Here is a 17,172-nt window from a genome sequence, read left to right as displayed (position 1 = left end):
CCATTTTATAGGGTACAGTTCACAGCAAGAAGGTTTCTTTTTTAGACTAATTTATTTCTGTACAGGGATACGTAAAAGACTGTCATTTGAATAAAAAGCATGAAAAATAAAATATATAATGGATATCCAGGAATATATAAATTAGCTACAGGAGAAAGTGTTAAAAATCCAATAGCAATAACTATTCCATACCAAAATGAAATAAATGTTGTCCGGCATGCCTTTTGTGTAATTGCTTTTTCTCGCTCGTCTTCTTGTGGAAATAATAACGGGTACATCCAATAAGAAAGAGCTTTATGTTTCTTCTTTTGAACTTTATAAAAAATCGTCGTTATAATAGCTACAATTGTTAACAATCCTAATGGCATCATGTTGATTGTTACTTCAAACGGTAATTTCTCAGTTTCAATAATATTTGCCAGCTCTATCCAAGCATAATAGAGCTCAATAAACGCCCAAAAAGCTATCACAAATCTCAGCACATTTAAGATATAAGAAACCCCAATTCTATTCATTCTCTTCCCCCTCCTTATTTAAAACAAATACATCTTCCATCTTTAACTCGAATACATCACAAATCGTCAATGCTAGTAACAATGAAGGAACGTAATCCCCTTTTTCAATTGCAGCGATCGTTTGTCTCGTCACTCCTACCTTTTCTGCTAATACACTTTGCGTAAAATTAAAACGAGCTCTTAATTCCTTCACCTTATTACAAATGGTCAAATTTACCACCTCTTACCATCATTGTATGCTGTCCTTAACAAAATGTAAACTCAACTTAACATTATTTTTACGAAAAAATCCAACTTTACGTTTTGTAAAGTTGGATTACGTTTTAGTTTAAAATTGTAACTTTAACATTTTTTCTGCCCCAATTACTAGACGAAGCTTTATCCGGCATTAAAACATCGATTTTGTGACCTTTAATCGCGCCACCAGTATCTGCTGCAATTGCAATTCCATAGCCTTCAACATTTACAGTAGATCCTAATGGAATAACAGATGGATCCACCGCAATTAATTTCATTCCTGGGTTTGCAGTTAAGTTATAAGGCTTACCACCCGGTCCCCATGCAGAATATACTTGTTGACCTGCTGCATAACCATTTTCAGATGGATCTGCTGTATAAGCTGTTGCGTGTACATACATTTCTTTTCCGCCAGCAGTTACTTTAGGCTGTTCAGGCTCTACTTTCGAACTATTATTAGCAACTGGTTCAGCTGGTTTATTAGCTTTTTCTTGCTTTTGCTTTTCAGCAACTTCCGCTTGCGCTTTCGCTAAAGCTTCTTGCTCAGCCTTTGCAGCTGCTTCCGCTTTTGCACGCTCTTCCGCTGCAATTCTTGCTGCTTCTTGTTCACGAGCGATTGTTTCTTGTACTGCCTTCATATTTGATTCAATTTTAGCCTTTTCTTCTGCTGCTAAATTAAGTTGGCTTGCAACCTGATTATATTTAGCTTGAACTGTTTGTAAGTTATCTTGACGTTTTTTCAAGTTATCTTGCAAATCAGCTTGTGCTTTTGCTAATTTTTGTTTATCTACTACTAAAGATGCTTCTTTTTCATCAATCTCTTTTTTATCTTCTTCAATTTGACGAAGATCTTGTTCTTGTAGACGTAAAATTTCTTTATCTGCTTCTAGAATAGTCGTAACTGCGTTCATACGTTGTATGAAATCTGCAAAGTTTTTTGATTCTACAACAACTTCTACTACTAAACTCGTATTTGAGCTATTTTGAACAGAAACCATACGTTTTTTCATAATATCCTTACGAGCAAGGACTTTATCTTCTAAAACGACAATTTCGTTCTTTTTTTGTTCAATCTGCTTATGTGTTTCATCGATTTTACGTTGAATAGCAGCTTGATCCTCTTTATTTTTTGCAATTGTATTATTTAAATTATGTAGTTCATTTTCGATACCTTTAATTTCTTTACTAACAGCTTGCTTCTCTTGCTCTTTCTTCTGCATATCTGCATCGTTTTGCTGCAATTGCTGTTGCATGTTGTTAAGTTTCTCGTCGTTTGACTCTGCTTTTACAGCGACTGTACTAGAAAGAACGATAATTCCTGCTAATACTAGACTACTGATTCGCTTAAAATAGTTCATAATCCGACTCCCTTCTTATACAGTTATACATGATTTATTTTACAGTTTGTTTACAGAACCATTAAATACAGTTTATTTTTCATGACAAAAAAAGAGAATTGTGAACAAAATGTAATAGATTCTTAAACATTTAACAATTCCTATATTTAAAAATTATAAAAGATGCTAAAATCCAAATATAGAGAAATTAAAAATCCTAAAGGCGGTTGAATTAAATAAAATGTTTACTCAAAAGAAATCACTCCAACATAAAATTGATCAACTAGAAACTCATATACATGAACTAGAAGCAGAATTAAAACAAAAAGATGTGGAAAAACAAGAAATTATATCTTCTATCCATAATCGTGTAAAAAGCGTTATGCAAGAGCACGAACTTGTAAATAGCCAACATCATACACTCCAAAACTTAATTCAACAATTGAACGCATGCTTTGAAAATGTTTCTACGCGTACTACACATTCCAACGAATTAAATAACGAAATGCTACAAAAAGAGCAAAACTTAATTCAATCTATTGAAGAAATTATCGATTGCTCTAATGAAGGAAAAGAATCCGTTCATCGCTTACTCATTGTAATTAATAGATTAGGTGAACAATCTCAACGTACTTCTAATAGTATGAATCATTTAAGCGAACGCTCTAAAGAAATTGAACAAATTGTAGAAGTGATTCAAAACATTGCAGCACAAACAAATTTACTAGCGTTGAATGCAAGTATTGAAGCTGCACGTGCTGGAGAGCATGGAAAAGGATTCGCTGTTGTTGCCAATGAAGTAAGAAAACTAGCAGAAAGCACAGCGGAGAGTACAAAAAACATTGGCAATTTAACGAAAAAAATCCAAGAGGAAATTGAAAAAGCGTACGAAAATACAAAAGATAATTTACATTTAGTTGATGAAGGTGTAGAAATGAGCGCCGATACTAACGCTAGAATTGAAAATATTTTAATAATGATTCAAACGTTACAAAGTGGCGCTACAAATGTTATTAAAGCTATCGAAAACCAAAAATCTTGTAATGATGATATATTACGAGAATTTGCAAATACACAGCAAATGTTCCAAAAATTAAATACTACTATTATGAATCACATTCATGATGCTGAAAAAGTCGATGTTCAATTATCAAAAAGTCTTCAAGAAACAGTAGCTTCTCATTAATAATAAAAATCCCTTATACCGGTATAAGGGATTTTTATTATATTTCGAATATTTATTTCTTCTCAATATTCATCCTCTCTTTTGCTATAATGGAAAAGTTGTTTCTTTCGACTAATAAACAAGGAGGTTATTATGGAACAATTTTACTACATTTTAAAATATTTAATTCTTGGTCTGTTCCAAGGGCTAACAGAGCCAATTCCGATTTCTTCAAGCGGTCACCTCGTTTTAGCACAGCATTTGCTAGGACTAAAAATAGAAGGGTTTAGCTTCGAACTACTTGTTAATTCAGCTTCATTATTAGCTGTATTACTTATTTATAGAAATGATTTAATTCGTCTAACGAAGAATGGTCTATCTTATATATTTACAAGAGCAGAAGACGCAAAATCAGATTTCTTTTTTATTATTTACCTTGTTATTGCAACCATTCCAGCAGGTGTAATTGGAGTTTTATTTAAAGATTATATCGACCAATATTTAAAAGGTGTTAAAATGGTTGGGATTTCCCTTCTTATTACTGCTATCGGCCTTTGGATTATTCGAAACTTGCGTGGGCGTAAAAATGATGGCGACCTTTCTATGAAAGATGCAATCATTATTGGCCTAGCACAAGCTTGCGCACTAATTCCTGGTATAAGCAGATCAGGTGCTACAATCGTAGCAGCAATGTTACTTGGCATGAAGCAAGAAACAGCTCTTCGTTTCTCATTCTTACTATACATCCCTGTTAGCTTAGGGGGTTTATTGTTAAGTATTACAGACATTGCAAACGATCCAAATTTAGATACATTATTTGTACCTTATATTGTTGCTTTCATCGCAACATTTGTCATGACATATATTTCATTAAAATGGTTTATGAACATTATGGCAAAAGGAAATTTAAAATATTTCTCTTTCTACTGTATTATCGTAGGTGTGCTAACTATCATTTTCTTATAAAGTGAAACTTTAATCAGTGGGGTTTTGTTCATCCCCCACTGATTATTAGCCCACACCAATCGGGCGTTTACTGCCCACAAATAGCGGGATAAAAAACCTCTTACTGCCCCATACAGTAAGAGGTTTTCCTTATGCATAAACTTTCTTTTCCTGACAATACAAGCGAATAACATGTGTATTTTTTTGAAATAAATCATGTGTTAAGCGAATAATAATAAAATTTCGTTTTGTATTATCATCATGAACAAAAATCTGTTCCCCCTCCTGAAAACGCCATGTGCTTTCAAAAGTTGTAATATGATCCCCGCTTACCGAAAAAAGCTCATATCGCATGTCTTGTACCCTCTCTCAACTTGTATAATCATAATATCTTTATATTAAACTTATTATAAATTAATCTATTTAAAATTTGTAATTTTTTCTATTTCGAGCTATTTCAACTTTGTTTTACATTCTTTTAAGCGCTATAATGATAAACGAAATTTCATTGAAAGGAGCTTCATTTTGACTGCATATTTATTTCCAGTAAAAACAGCATTTATTTTATTTCCTATTTTAGCAATGTTTCTCTTAATTCCTTTTTTAATATTTAATTATCGAAAATACGGTTATTTAAATAAATGGCGCTCATTTATTTTATACTCATTATTACTTTACTTATTAAATGCCTATTTTCTTGTTATTTTGCCGTTACCACAAACGTATGATACTTGTAGCCTACAACCCGCTAATACACAGCATATGCAACTCTCACCATTTTATTTCATACAAGAGATTAGTAATCATACATCGGCAATTTTAACGAAACCTACTACTTATTTCTTGTTATTAAAAGAGTCTGCATTTTTACAAGTTGCTTTTAACGTTCTATTAACCGTTCCATTCGGTATTTACTTACGTTATTATTTCCGACGTAGCTTCTTCCAAACAGTGTGCATTTCTTTTTGCCTTTCACTGTTCTTTGAATTAACACAAGTAACTGGATTATATGGTATTTATAATTGTGCATATCGCTTATTCGATATCGACGATCTGTTTTTAAACACACTAGGCGGCGTAATCGGTTTTATCATTGCACCAATATTTACGCACTTCCTGCCAAAAACAAGCGAATTAGATAGTCATATTGATTTGGAAACGAAACCAGTCGGATTCGTTCGTCGTCTCCTCGCTATGCAAATTGATTGGATTTTCTTATCTATCGTTGTACCTTTCATTAAAAACAAAGGAAACTCACTATTTATTTCTAACATCCAATCTTATACAAATGTATACGAACTCCTTTTCATTACATGTTCAATCTTAATTTACTTTATTATCATCCCATATTTTACAAATGGAAGAACAATAGGGAAAGCGTTGCTTCGTATTTACATTAAAGGACAAGCAGAGCGTATTACACTAAAAGAATTATTCATTCGTTACGGTATATTCTATTTCATTTTAGGTGGAATCAATTACATTCTTTCTAGTAGCTCTATTTTAAATCATACAGAGCCTTTAGTATTACTAGTTATACTGTTATTCCAATTTGTAATTAACGGGCTATTTATTATTCATGTTTTATTACATGTATTTAGCAGTGATAAATTACTATTTTACGAGCGTATTAGTCATACAAGAAATGCAATTACACTTAAAAAAGCTGACAAATACTAATTTGTCAGCTTTTTTTCATAATCGTAAATAACTTTTCTATATAAGGGCTTAAAAATACTCCTGTTTCATCTAGTGACTTCCTCACTTTTAGAAACGAATGCAATTCTGGATATATATTTTGCAATTTTTCGTACGTTAACGTATGCATTTTCCCCCAATGTGGGCGCCCTTCATACTTTAGAAAAATTTTCTCCACTTCACCAAAATAAGCGGCATACTTCATACCTTTATACATATGAACAGCTATATACGCTGAATCTCTTCCATATGCTGGACTGAGCCATATATCATCACCTCTCACGTAGCGGCATTCAATCGGGAAGTGCACCTTATACTTTTTCTTTTCAATAAGATTTGAAATTTCTTCTACAACAGCCCTCATATACTTTGAAGGGACACTGTACTCCATTTCATAAAATGGAACTGTACGTGATGTAGCGAACACTTCATAGCTTGGTCCAATTATTTTCGTGTTCGGTACAGCCTTAGCTGATAATCGGCTTACTCCTTTACTTATAGAAGGAAACCATTTACACCCTTTAGATAATAAAGAGAACATCCTATTTTCAAGTAACTCCACCTTTAGTTTATGCCATTTCAAATCACTTTCTTTACTCGTTGTTTCGTTTGTAAATTTCACTTGTACTTCATCTGAATAAGGAAAAACGAAAAATTCAAAATGACGATTCTTCTTATATTCTTCTAGTTTGTTCATTACAGTAGACAATGATTGTTTTTCACTTTCATAAACAAGCGAATACGCTGGGATAACCTTCAATTTTATCTTTACAATGATACCTAGCATTCCAAGCGACAACTGAAATGCTTTCCAATATTCAGCGTTCTCGGCTTCTGAACAAACTATACTCTCACCTGTTGATAAAACTGCCGTGATCTCTATAACTTGTGTTGATAAACTCCCAAATGTAACACCCGTCCCATGAGTCCCCGTACTAATCGCTCCTGCAATAGATTGTGAATCAATATCCCCTAAATTTTCTTGCGCATAACCTTTTTCCTGAAGTAACTTCCCTAAATCATGTAGCTTTGTTCCCGCCCATACTTCGGCAACCTTCTTCTCTGCATCAATATTCACAATGCCCTTCAATTCATCTAAAGAAACTAAAATTTCTTCCGTTTGCACAAGAGGTGTAAACGAATGCCCTGAACCGACAACACGAATTTTCTTTCCCTTTTTTCGTGCGAGCCCTACAACTTCTACCACATCTTGTATACTTTTTGGATACATCGTATAATACGGCGTTCCTTCTACATTCCCTGTCCAATTTCTCCATTTTTGTCCCTTTATAGAAAGCATCGTCCATCCCCCCGATATGTTGAATACTCCCCAGCAATCTCTCCTTTTTTAACGCGATACAAAACAGGAAAGCGTTCACATAACTCTCCAGCTTTACTATGGCGAAACAAGATAGAATCTCCTATATCCACTCGTTCCTCACCGTTATAAAAAATTGGCGTTTGCACTTCACCAGCACCTTCTAACGCTAATAGTCTTGCACCACCCGGCCTCCAAATCTCAGGCTCTTTATCTTTACCAACTGCGCCTGAAGCAATATATCCACCACCGAGGCAAGTATAAATAAACGGAGCTGGTTTACGCACAACGGGTAAAGCAAATCCGACAGCTGGCTGAAATTGTACTTCTTTATAATAATCAAATAGTTTCGGGGAATAAAAAGCAGAACCTATTGTAATCTCTGAAACTGAGTTATCTTGCTCAGTTGTTTTTATACTTCCTGTTCCTCCCCCATTTACAAATCTTAGTTTAATACCAAGGTTTTGTATTTCTTTTACGATACGTCCCCTTCTTTCTTTAACCTCTAATACTGATTTCTTCTTTAAATACGAAACCACTTTACTTTTCATCCATTGATTCGGTATATGATCCCCCACCCCAGCAATTTGAGCCTCATATCCCATTACACCGTCTAGTATTAAATGTGATGAGCCCTTCACCTTTCCTACTATTTTTAAAGCACTCTGCACATCTTTTACCGGTGATCTTTTTACACCAAAATGAAATTTTAAAAAACGACTACTCATATCAATATCCAAACAAACGCGAAAACAACCTTTAGATTTCTCAGCAATTTTTTCAAGATAAACAATATGTTCTTCACAATCCACCATACAAGTTATACTGAGCCCTTGCTTTGTTAGCAAACTAATTTCATATAAAGCTCTTTCATCATAAGCAGGATATCCGAGCAATAAATCATTAAATCCTTGTTCAATTAAAAACAAAGCTTCTCTAGGAGAAAAACACATAATACCTTGAAACCGATCATTTGCAGCCAAAATCTTTTTCATAATTGGGACAGAGCGTAATGATTTACTCGCTATACGAATCTTCTTATCTCCACTTAACTCTATAATCGATTGAATATTTCTCTCTAAAGCCACTTCATCTAAAAATGCACACGGTAATGGAACTTCCTTAAAAATTCCTCTATCCACATTTTTCTCTCCTCTTCTATATATGTCTTATACATATTGGAAAGAAAAAATGATTTTCCTGTTTGCAAATCAAAAAAGTTTCTTCTTCACGAAGAAACTTTTTTGACTACTTCATAGAAATAGTCGCCTCTACTGGATAATGATCGGAGTAATCATTATACGTATATTTTTGGAACCATGAAGTAACAGACCATTCTGGAGATTTCGGTTGTAAAACGTTATTCTCTATATATGATGGATTCGCATGATCCTTACTTGCAATAATATAGTCCAAATACTCGGCCGGGCTATCGGGGAAGTTATATTTCGCAATACTGTTTGTCGTCGCATCCCAAGTTGCAGTATGTCCAGTATAAGATGGAATAGAAGCGTGCAATGTTTTGAACATGGATGCGTACTCTGAGTCACTATTATTCTCAGCATTTATTTTATTCACATTCATATCACCACCAATTAACACATACTCGTTATTTGATATATTTTTATTTTTAATAAACTCTTGAATTTCTTGTAGCTGTTTTGTACGTACAGATGCTGGCGAAGTTTGTCCACACATATTATCTTCAGCTTGTAAATGTGTCCCAATTACATGAACGAAACGATCATTTTTCTTAACTTTTGTGTATACAAATCCTTTATTTGATAAGTTATCTGGCCCACATCCTTTTTCAAATACATATTGAATCTTTTCAATGATTGGCCATTTACTTACAATAGCTACACCGCCATCTTCAGGGGTCGAAGATGAATAGTTACCTAATGTTTTATCCCATTCGTTTCCGTTACTACGACCTAATACTGCCGTTTGATTTGGATATTCTTTCTTCAAATTTCCTAATAAGCGATTTGAAGCGTTATTATCAAATACTTCATTTAATATAACAACATCTTGATTTTTCATATAATCCGCTGCCCCAATTAAATCAGCACGCTCATTTTGTCCCCAGTTCGGATATAAGCTCGTTGATAGCATGTACACATTATGCGTCATCACTTTTAAAGTATTATTTTGATTTGTAGACGTTTCTGCTTGAACCGAAGATCCACTATATAAAGCTCCTAAACCAATCCCAAAGCTAAGTACCCCTTTTAGCAATTTACTTTTCACGTTTCATACCTCCATGTACTGTGTAGTGATAAAAAGGCCAAATACTCTATTCTGAGATTTGACCTTTTTCAAATATTTAACGATTTCCGTACGTATCAAACCAAAGCTGAATGTATCCAGCAGTAACACGTTGTGCATCCATTAATCGCGTACCTGTCATTGGTGTAACTTCAGCGCGCCATTTATCTGCATATTCTTGTGATACAGCTGCTTTCACGAACCAATCTTTCGTATTATCATTTACAATGCCAGAGTAATCTTGTTTCGCAGCTACTGCCGCTCCATGAATCCAATCTTCTGGATTTGTACCTTTCCAGTTCCAATATCCATTTCCATCCGTTACTTTATAATTATCTTTTATCGTATCTACAAAGTTTTCATATTTAGAATGGAATCCTTGTGGATACGAAAGATTTGTAAAGTTTGCCGCATGCATCGGTTGATTTACATCTCCTAAATAATGAAGAGATAATCCTAAATAGAAGAATGCTTGTTTCATATCTTTATTTTTGTATGACTCACCAGCTAGTTTGAAATATTTAGCACCTGTTTCCTTTGCCTGTTTTGCAAATGGAATATACGTTTTTCCGTTGTCTGGATCATAGAAGTGTGAAGCAAATGTGCTATTATCATAATAAGGATTTTCATAGTCAGCAGCATAAATACCGTTCTCTAACTCCGTACGCCATTCATTTAATAGTGCAACTTGATCTTGTTTTACAAGTGTTGTATTACGAGACATAATATCCATTGCACGGTTTACAATCCATAAATGAGAGTTTACGCCTTCTTTATGCTTATCTTCAGCAGACCAGCGGTGAACTATATTTATTCTACTTCCCCCATCATTTTCATGAGCAAATGCAACACTTTGTAACGGAGCTACTAATGTAATAGCTGCTGCTAAAGCAAGTACTTTCTTTTTCATATAAAATCCTCCATTTTTTAATTGAATTATTGTAAACTTTTTGTTAGGATCCTATGATGTCGTCTGGTTAACCTATGACTAGAATATCCCACCTTTCACGAAATTTCTATCACTAAATTAAAATATACAAATGTTCATATCATTATAACTTTATACATAGTGAATATAATGAATGAATGCACTTATATTGTAATAAATTATTATTAAGCTACTACAAATGATTGTCTAAACTAATGTAAAAAAAGAGTAAAGCATCCACATGCTTTACTCTTTTTTTCTATTCGATAATATACTTGGCAGTTGTACATTAACTGCCAACTTATGAATAAATCCAAACACTAATCCAATCCCAATAAATATGTATAAGATTGTAAATACCTTTCCGAAATCAGTTTGCGGACTAAAATTCCCATCACCGACAGTCGTCAACGTGACCACACTAAAATATAAAGCATCAAGAGGACGTAATCCTTCAACTGTACTATAAAAAATCGTACCAGATGTTAATGTTAAAAATGTTAATACGAATAATACTTGAAATTCTTTATCTTTCCACGCTCGTAAACAAGCTTTTAACATCCGTTTCAATGTCAACATAAATGAAAGCATTAGACTTCCCCTTCCAAACAAAATACCTTTAGTTAAAGGAAAGTCTATCACCTTTCTGTATAGAAAAAAAGTAGCCCTCTTCTATTTCTAGAAAAGGGCTACTTTTTACTATTCTCTATTATTTAGGTGAAACAAGAATTTTCACTTGTGTTTTATCTTTTACAAGTGCTTCAAATCCTTCTTCAACAACTTGATCTACTGTGATTTTTTTCGTAATTAATTTCTCTGCTTGAATTTGGCCAGAGCTAATTAATTTAATAACAGCTGGGAAGATATGACGGTATCCAAGAATACCGATAACTTCTTTTTCTTTTAGTACAAGATTGTTTGGCGTAATTGTCGCATCTTTTTCCCACACACTAACAATTACAGTTTGTCCTTCAAAACTTGTACTTTCAATCGCTTGACGAAGTACTACTTCGACACCTGTTACTTCAAAGCTCACATTTACACCTAAACCATTTGTTAAGTTACGAATTTCTGCTAGTACATCTTGAGTTGCTGGATTTAATACGTAATCAGCACCTGCTAATTTAGCTAGCTCTTGACGTTCTTTAGAAAGTTCCACTGCGATAACAGGAGTTGCTCCTGCTGCTTTTGCTGCTTGGATTACAAGAAGTCCAATCGGACCACAACCAAATACCGCTACAGCTTCTCCTTCTTTTAATTTACTTTGACGTACTGCATGAACTGCTACTGCTGCTGGTTCTACAAGTGCACCTTGTTCATACGTCATTTCATCAGGAATATGGTGGACCATATCTTCTGGTACTACTGTATATTCAGAGAAACCGCCGCCGTCTCCGCCAAGACCGTGGAAAACAAGTTGTTCACAAACATTGTAATGTCCATGTTTACAAGCTTCACATTTACCACAAGAATAAATTGGTTCTACAACGACGCGATCTCCCACTTTATGAGAAGTAACGCCTTCACCGATTTCAACTACCTCACCACTAAACTCATGACCTAAAATAACCGGTGCTTTTACGTGTGTTAATGGGTGCTCTTCTGTTGGAATAAAAATAGGTCCTGCTAAATATTCATGCAAGTCTGTTCCGCAGATACCACACCATTTCACTTTAATCTTAACTGCTCCTGGTCTTACAGTTGGTTCTGGTACTTCTTCTACTCGTACATCGCGTTGATTATGCCAAAGTAATGCTTTCATTTTATACATCCCTCTCTACGTATATACTTAACCTGGTGAAGTTTACAAATCTATTATAATACTTCTATCCATATATTTCAAAAAAACAATCTCATTCCCACTAAATTTTAACAAATAACGTTCAATATTTTGTCACTTTGTACTTTTTTCCACATCTGTTAATGCTAATTTCATTGCGGTTGAAATTAGCATTATGCCATAATAGCAGAGGAGAGGTGAATATTGCTTGAAATATTTTATTTACTTTATTGTTATCGTAGCGTTTTTAGATACATTTTCACAATTACCTATTATGAGTACTTTCGCTCAAAGTCTTGGAGGAACCCCTCTTGTTATCGGGCTAGTTATCGGTATGTACTCATTCGCTAATATGATCGGTAATATTATCGCTGGAGCCGCTGTCGATAAATTTGGTGCAAAAAAAATCCTTTATATAAGCATGGGAATTACGAGTTTCATAGTCTTGTTATACACCGTTGTTCAAAGTGGTGAACAACTATTAGTTGTGCGCTTTATGCACGGTTTTAGTGACGGATTTTTAATTCCTGCTGCCTTTACGTTTTTATCAAAGCAAACGAATTCAGCAAGGCAAGGTAAAGCAATGGCTCTATCTGGTGCCGCTGTTGGAACAGCTGCAATCGTAGGACCTGCTTTCAGCGGCATTATGAAAGCAACAGCTGGTATAGAGTGGGTGTTCATTACTATTTCTATTTTAATGGTCCTTGGTACAATCGTATCTCTATTCTTCTTACCAAATAACGTATCAAGAAAAGATACATCAAGAACACAAATGATGAACAAAGAAGATATGATTGAACTATTGAAATCAGAACCGTTATTACAAGCATATATTGGTGCTTTCACACTAATGTTTTCACAAGGGATTGTCACTTATATGTTACCAGTGAAAGTTGAGGCATTAGCGCTTAAAGCATCTACAACAGGCATGATGTTAAGTGTATTCGGAATTACCGCTATCCTCTTCTTCTTGCTACCAACAAACCGTATTTACGATCGATTTAATCGTTCAAAACTCATGCTAATTGGGATTGCAGTAATGGCATTCGCGTTATCTTTACTTGGATTATTCGCAACAAAAGGTATGCTCTTTATCGTTATGATGATTTATGGCATTGGATTCGCTATCCTTTTCCCATCGATAAATGCATTACTTGTTGAAAATACGACAGATGATAAGCGTGGAAAAGCATTCGGATTGTTTTATGCTTTCTTCTCATTAGGAGTTGTTGCTGGCTCCTTTACAGTCGGAGCAATCGGGGCATCGCCTAGCGTCAGCTTCGTTATCGGAACTGCATTCTTGTTAACATTTGCTGGAATGATTTTTGTAAGAAGCAAAGTAAAAAAGACAATGATGGGTTAATTCCATCATTGTCTTTTTTTAAAATGCATATTGATATAATCCGTAATATAATGGCAGCGTTGGGATAATACCAATTAATTTGAATATAAAAGGTAGCGGGTCATCCTTCTCTTCATATAAACGTAAAACAAAAACGGCACTCAAAGTCCAAATAACACTAAACAGGAAGATGCATTTCCAAACGAGTGGGGTTACTATCTCTACATCAAAGACAAAACCAAATAGCCCAATCCACGTGATTATAGTCACCACAAAATCAAACTTTTGAATTAGTGTTTGAAACATGCCTCTTACTAGCGAAGTTATAGTTAATATCGCTATAATTACTAAATAAACTTTCCACAACATAATGATAAGCTCCTATTCAACTTTTGACTTTCAACAAGCCGTATTTAATAAACAATATGGCATTATATTTTTCATAAAGATAATACAACGGATAACAAAATAAGAAGAAAATAAGTACAGTTGGTACATCATCTATAATAGAAAAATATTTTACTAGTAATTCCTTAATACTCTCTCCAATCATAATAAACAGTGGAATTATACAAATTGCCGCTAATATTAAACATGGTGTGATCCTCATTTCTTTTAATTTCACCTTACAGTGTGGACACCTGAATGAAAAAGGATGCGGGAGATCAATAATATGTTGTGCAGTAATATTCCCTTCACACTGTGGACATTCAATTATTTCTTTCATTTAGTTCACTCCTTTCTATCCATAAAAAAGAGCCCTATCGAATAGAGCTCTTTGATTGCCGAATATATCACTTTTGTGTATAGCCAAATAACAATGTAAATAAATTAAACTGTAAAGGCAATACTACATTTCTTCTTCTACAAAGAAAGTGTATAAATACCGACGATACTTCGACAATTTCCTCGGAAATATTTCCTTTACCCACATAATTTGATACACTACATATGAACAGACAATTGTATTACATAAGCTAAAATAATAACTTAATGTACAAATTAAAAAGCACACTCTTCATATGAAGAATGTGCTTTTATGTTATTAACGTTTAATCCAAACAGCGCCTGCCGATTTATCCTCTGCCTGTCCAACAACTTGGAATTTAAGTCCAAGGTTTGGAACTTTTCTTCCCGCGTCTGCAATTTGTTTGTTACTATATACTTTTGAATCATCAAAAGTTGTAACACCTTGTAATCCAGAATAGTTAAACTGTCCACGTGTTAATGAATTTGCACTCCATGCGGGTGTTTGATCAAATGAAAAGGCAGCGTCTGCAATTTGCATGCCTGTATTACCATACGCTGGTTTCCCGTTTAAATTACCAACAAACGCTTCTGGATGAGAGTCTACAACACCAAGGAAGCCTTCACCTGGATGTACCCCAACCCAGTTATCTTTGAAACTATCATCTGCATACCAAACGACAAGACCAGTATTATACACCGGACCTTTTCCTGCTTTTAATCCATTATCTGATCCAGCATAGTTTCTCCACTCTAAATAATAATAATGTTGTTTCTTCTCTGTCCCATCAGAAACAACGAATCCATTTAACTGCATTTTAGATGTTCCTTCTGCATCATCAGAAAATACTACTTGTCCATCAACTGTTACATTTACATTATCCATCGCGAAACCTTTATATGTTACAGCTGGATCTGTAATATAGTCGAATTGTAGTTTCACTTTCTTCCCTTTAAATTGACTTAAATCGTATGATTTATCAATCCATTTTCCATCTGTCGTGTCTTTATCTCCTTGTACTACTTTTTCTCCAACTCTATCAATTAACGTCTTCGTTCCATCTTCTGTTACAGCATGTACTTCGATGAAATCACACTCTGCTTCTAACTCATAATTTGCTTTATAATCGAATTTTGCATTTGTTCCTTTTGTTAAATCAAAGAATGGTGTTTCTAATGTTGTATGCATATCATCTCCTCTTGTACTATAATATGCATGCTTTCCAAACTCCGGTTTAATTGTTTCAACACTTTTACCTGGTAAGTTAACACGTACAACGCCTGGACGATTGGATTTCGTAACACTTTGATCAATATATGTAGGAACTCCTACACCACGCTTAATTTTATCGTAATCTACTTCTAAAATTTTTGCCCAGTTACCACCCATATTTTTTTGTAAGAAATCTTTATTTTGTGGTGAGAAACTAGTTGGCTCTGTTCCTGCGATTTTTCCTGTCCAGCTACCTCCACTCATTAATGACCACGCTTCAACAGGTGAACCAGTTCCAGTATATTTCGTGTCATATTCATCCGGTAAGCCAAGGTCATGTCCAAATTCATGCGCAAATACACCTACTGCTCCATCTTCTGGTTCAATTGTGTAATCATGCGCTGCTACTTTTCCACCAAAGTAATCTACATTTGATTTTGTACCTTCAATCGCTACTGGATCTATTGCTAATTTTGAACGATGTGACCAAATTGCATCATCACCTAATTTACCGCCACCAGCTTCTTGACCAACACCAGCATGGATTACCATTAAATGATCAATTACACCATCAGGTTCATTTGGATTTCCATCACCATTTGTATCATATCTATCAAATTGATCAAATTGAGATAAATCTAACCCTTTCTCAGCAGCTGCATGTAAAGCTTCTTTCACTAAATCACGTGCGCCTTTTGGTCCTTTATTATCGTGACCACTACTACCATCAGCACCGTAGTCAGACGCTTTCCCTGGCACAGTTAGCCATTCGGTTACATATCCATCCGTCGTATAACTACCGCCAGACTGCTCTTCATAATATTGTTTAAACGTTTTTACTTTCGAACCATCAAATAGCTTGTACGGCTCATTACCAAATAACATTTTTTGATAATGTTCTCTACTAAAGTCTTTCGAATACATATACCCTGGAGTTTGATCAATATTATTATGTTTATAATCACTAAATTCAACGAGTAATACTAATACTTTATCATTTCGAACCGGTCCATTATATGGCGCTTGCTTTGCTTTAGAAGTTGGAACTTGCCCATTCAATTGATTTTTATTTGGTTCCGGTTTTTGCTCAGGGCTAACATTTTTTTCAGGTTTCTTTACCTTCTCCTTTTCTTCCATTTTTTTCTCTTTTACTTTTTTCACAAAATCGGATGCCTCTTTAGCAGTATCCGCTGGAAGAATTTCTTTATTTGCCTGATCCCCTTGTTTCTTTTCAATATATTGCTCTACGGCCTTTTTTGTCTCTTCTTTAGACGATGCTGGATTAATTGTTCCTCTTTCTTTCAGCGCTTCCGCTAAACGATCTTCTTGAATTAAGTTATGATCAATTGGCGTTGTAGACACACTTTCTTTTGCTGACGTTTCTGCATATGCTAACGGAGCACTCATTACAGCTGAGCATCCGATGAGTGTTGCGATCGTTAATGATGACAACACTTTAAATGGCGCTTTTTTTCTCATTTTAATCATCCCCTTGTATCAATCTTAAACTTCAGATAAAAATATGTAATCCATCCTCCCTTGTATAATAAAAGACATGATTCTATAAGAAATAAGCTTTCTGTTATAGAATCATGCCCTCCAGTTTTCTGGTCAGACCCTCTATCTTTTTATGTCGAAATGTGAAAAATAAAGAGTGATTTGTATATATTAAATAGCTT

16 protein-coding genes and 1 pseudogene are annotated in these 17,172 nt (G+C 34.5%); 4 read left to right on the top strand and 13 right to left on the bottom strand.

Going from position 1 to position 17,172, the window contains the following annotated elements; translation table 11 throughout:
- Window positions 1-41 precede the first annotated feature (41 nt).
- The 3 genes from B5P40_RS05095 to B5P40_RS05085 form a co-directional block, all read right to left on the bottom strand.
- Window positions 42-515: a DUF2178 domain-containing protein gene (locus tag B5P40_RS05095; protein WP_002134421.1), complete on the bottom strand. Its 474-nt coding sequence runs from the start codon at window positions 513-515 to the stop codon at window positions 42-44.
- Window positions 508-735 (bottom strand): helix-turn-helix transcriptional regulator, encoded by a 228-nt coding sequence (locus tag B5P40_RS05090; RefSeq protein ID WP_113708941.1) that lies wholly within the window; start codon window positions 733-735, stop codon window positions 508-510. The genes B5P40_RS05095 and B5P40_RS05090 overlap by 8 nt, the downstream gene beginning before the upstream one ends.
- A gap of 103 nt (window positions 736-838) precedes the next feature.
- Window positions 839-2,110, bottom strand: coding sequence for a 3D domain-containing protein (locus B5P40_RS05085; RefSeq protein WP_113708940.1), 1,272 nt, complete (start codon window positions 2,108-2,110; stop codon window positions 839-841).
- A gap of 661 nt (window positions 2,111-2,771) precedes the next feature.
- Here B5P40_RS05085 and B5P40_RS34335 point away from each other — a divergent pair.
- A pseudogene (locus tag B5P40_RS34335) lies at window positions 2,772-3,275 on the top strand (methyl-accepting chemotaxis protein); the annotation flags it as partial.
- Window positions 3,276-3,407: 132 nt separating this feature from the next.
- On the top strand, window positions 3,408-4,220 hold the full coding sequence (locus B5P40_RS05075; RefSeq protein ID WP_016121464.1) for an undecaprenyl-diphosphate phosphatase: 813 nt from the start codon (window positions 3,408-3,410) through the stop codon (window positions 4,218-4,220).
- Between the two features lie 129 nt (window positions 4,221-4,349).
- On the opposite strand, the gene B5P40_RS05065 is transcribed toward B5P40_RS05075, so the two are convergent.
- Window positions 4,350-4,553, bottom strand: a complete 204-nt coding sequence (locus tag B5P40_RS05065; RefSeq protein WP_016103553.1) for a hypothetical protein — start codon at window positions 4,551-4,553, stop codon at window positions 4,350-4,352.
- Window positions 4,554-4,724: 171 nt separating this feature from the next.
- Here B5P40_RS05065 and B5P40_RS05060 point away from each other — a divergent pair, with 171 nt between their 5' ends.
- Window positions 4,725-5,879, top strand: coding sequence for a VanZ family protein (locus tag B5P40_RS05060; protein ID WP_002169147.1), 1,155 nt, complete (start codon window positions 4,725-4,727; stop codon window positions 5,877-5,879).
- Between the two features lie 4 nt (window positions 5,880-5,883).
- On the opposite strand, the gene B5P40_RS05055 is transcribed toward B5P40_RS05060, so the two are convergent.
- The 6 genes from B5P40_RS05055 to bdhA all read right to left on the bottom strand — a co-directional run bounded on the left by B5P40_RS05055 (window position 5,884) and on the right by bdhA (window position 12,173).
- Entirely contained in the window at window positions 5,884-7,197 is a 1,314-nt protein-coding gene (locus B5P40_RS05055; RefSeq protein WP_113708938.1) for a D-arabinono-1,4-lactone oxidase, read from the bottom strand.
- The gene (locus B5P40_RS05050) at window positions 7,185-8,357 is read right to left on the bottom strand and encodes an amino acid deaminase/aldolase (RefSeq protein WP_113708937.1); all 1,173 of its coding nucleotides are present in this window, start codon (window positions 8,355-8,357) and stop codon (window positions 7,185-7,187) included. The genes B5P40_RS05055 and B5P40_RS05050 overlap by 13 nt, the downstream gene beginning before the upstream one ends.
- Window positions 8,358-8,463: 106 nt before the next feature.
- A complete protein-coding gene (gene sph, locus B5P40_RS05045) occupies window positions 8,464-9,465 on the bottom strand; it encodes a sphingomyelin phosphodiesterase (RefSeq protein ID WP_113708936.1) in 1,002 nt (333 codons plus the stop codon).
- A gap of 76 nt (window positions 9,466-9,541) precedes the next feature.
- Window positions 9,542-10,393, bottom strand: a complete 852-nt coding sequence (gene cerA / locus B5P40_RS05040) for a phospholipase CerA (protein WP_002029789.1) — start codon at window positions 10,391-10,393, stop codon at window positions 9,542-9,544.
- Between the two features lie 264 nt (window positions 10,394-10,657).
- Window positions 10,658-11,002: a potassium channel family protein gene (locus B5P40_RS05035; protein ID WP_000948239.1), complete on the bottom strand. Its 345-nt coding sequence runs from the start codon at window positions 11,000-11,002 to the stop codon at window positions 10,658-10,660.
- A gap of 118 nt (window positions 11,003-11,120) precedes the next feature.
- Window positions 11,121-12,173, bottom strand: a complete 1,053-nt coding sequence (bdhA, locus tag B5P40_RS05030; RefSeq protein ID WP_000645832.1) for a (R,R)-butanediol dehydrogenase — start codon at window positions 12,171-12,173, stop codon at window positions 11,121-11,123.
- A gap of 226 nt (window positions 12,174-12,399) precedes the next feature.
- Between bdhA and B5P40_RS05025 the strand changes: the two genes are divergently transcribed.
- On the top strand, window positions 12,400-13,554 hold the full coding sequence (locus B5P40_RS05025) for an MFS transporter (RefSeq protein WP_078176726.1): 1,155 nt from the start codon (window positions 12,400-12,402) through the stop codon (window positions 13,552-13,554).
- 18 nt (window positions 13,555-13,572) lie between these two features.
- On the opposite strand, the gene B5P40_RS05020 is transcribed toward B5P40_RS05025, so the two are convergent.
- The 3 genes from B5P40_RS05020 to inhA2 all read right to left on the bottom strand — a co-directional run bounded on the left by B5P40_RS05020 (window position 13,573) and on the right by inhA2 (window position 16,972).
- On the bottom strand, window positions 13,573-13,902 hold the full coding sequence (locus tag B5P40_RS05020) for a hypothetical protein (protein WP_002125259.1): 330 nt from the start codon (window positions 13,900-13,902) through the stop codon (window positions 13,573-13,575).
- A gap of 16 nt (window positions 13,903-13,918) precedes the next feature.
- Window positions 13,919-14,260: a hypothetical protein gene (locus B5P40_RS05015; protein ID WP_002125258.1), complete on the bottom strand. Its 342-nt coding sequence runs from the start codon at window positions 14,258-14,260 to the stop codon at window positions 13,919-13,921.
- Between the two features lie 318 nt (window positions 14,261-14,578).
- On the bottom strand, window positions 14,579-16,972 hold the full coding sequence (gene inhA2 / locus B5P40_RS05010; protein WP_078176725.1) for a M6 family metalloprotease immune inhibitor InhA2: 2,394 nt from the start codon (window positions 16,970-16,972) through the stop codon (window positions 14,579-14,581).
- Between the last annotated feature and the right edge of the window lie 200 nt (window positions 16,973-17,172).

Source organism: Bacillus sp. SRB_8 (genome assembly GCF_003264205.1).
Classification (GTDB): domain Bacteria; phylum Bacillota; class Bacilli; order Bacillales; family Bacillaceae_G; genus Bacillus_A; species Bacillus_A mycoides.
This window is presented reverse-complemented; position numbering and strand designations above follow the sequence as displayed.

Excerpts from the sequence above, each read along its gene's own strand:
- B5P40_RS05020 (WP_002125259.1), bottom strand. The coding sequence starts at position 13,902 with ATGTTGTGGAAAGTTTATTTAGTAATTATAGCGATATTAACTATAACT.
- cerA (WP_002029789.1), bottom strand. The coding sequence starts at position 10,393 with ATGAAAAAGAAAGTACTTGCTTTAGCAGCAGCTATTACATTAGTAGCT.
- B5P40_RS05035 (WP_000948239.1), bottom strand. The coding sequence starts at position 11,002 with ATGCTTTCATTTATGTTGACATTGAAACGGATGTTAAAAGCTTGTTTA.
- inhA2 (WP_078176725.1), bottom strand. The coding sequence starts at position 16,972 with ATGAGAAAAAAAGCGCCATTTAAAGTGTTGTCATCATTAACGATCGCA.
- B5P40_RS05085 (WP_113708940.1), bottom strand. The coding sequence starts at position 2,110 with ATGAACTATTTTAAGCGAATCAGTAGTCTAGTATTAGCAGGAATTATC.
- B5P40_RS05095 (WP_002134421.1), bottom strand. The coding sequence starts at position 515 with ATGAATAGAATTGGGGTTTCTTATATCTTAAATGTGCTGAGATTTGTG.
- B5P40_RS05075 (WP_016121464.1), top strand. The coding sequence starts at position 3,408 with ATGGAACAATTTTACTACATTTTAAAATATTTAATTCTTGGTCTGTTC.
- B5P40_RS05055 (WP_113708938.1), bottom strand. The coding sequence starts at position 7,197 with ATGCTTTCTATAAAGGGACAAAAATGGAGAAATTGGACAGGGAATGTA.
- B5P40_RS05065 (WP_016103553.1), bottom strand. The coding sequence starts at position 4,553 with ATGCGATATGAGCTTTTTTCGGTAAGCGGGGATCATATTACAACTTTT.
- B5P40_RS05015 (WP_002125258.1), bottom strand. The coding sequence starts at position 14,260 with ATGAAAGAAATAATTGAATGTCCACAGTGTGAAGGGAATATTACTGCA.
- bdhA (WP_000645832.1), bottom strand. The coding sequence starts at position 12,173 with ATGAAAGCATTACTTTGGCATAATCAACGCGATGTACGAGTAGAAGAA.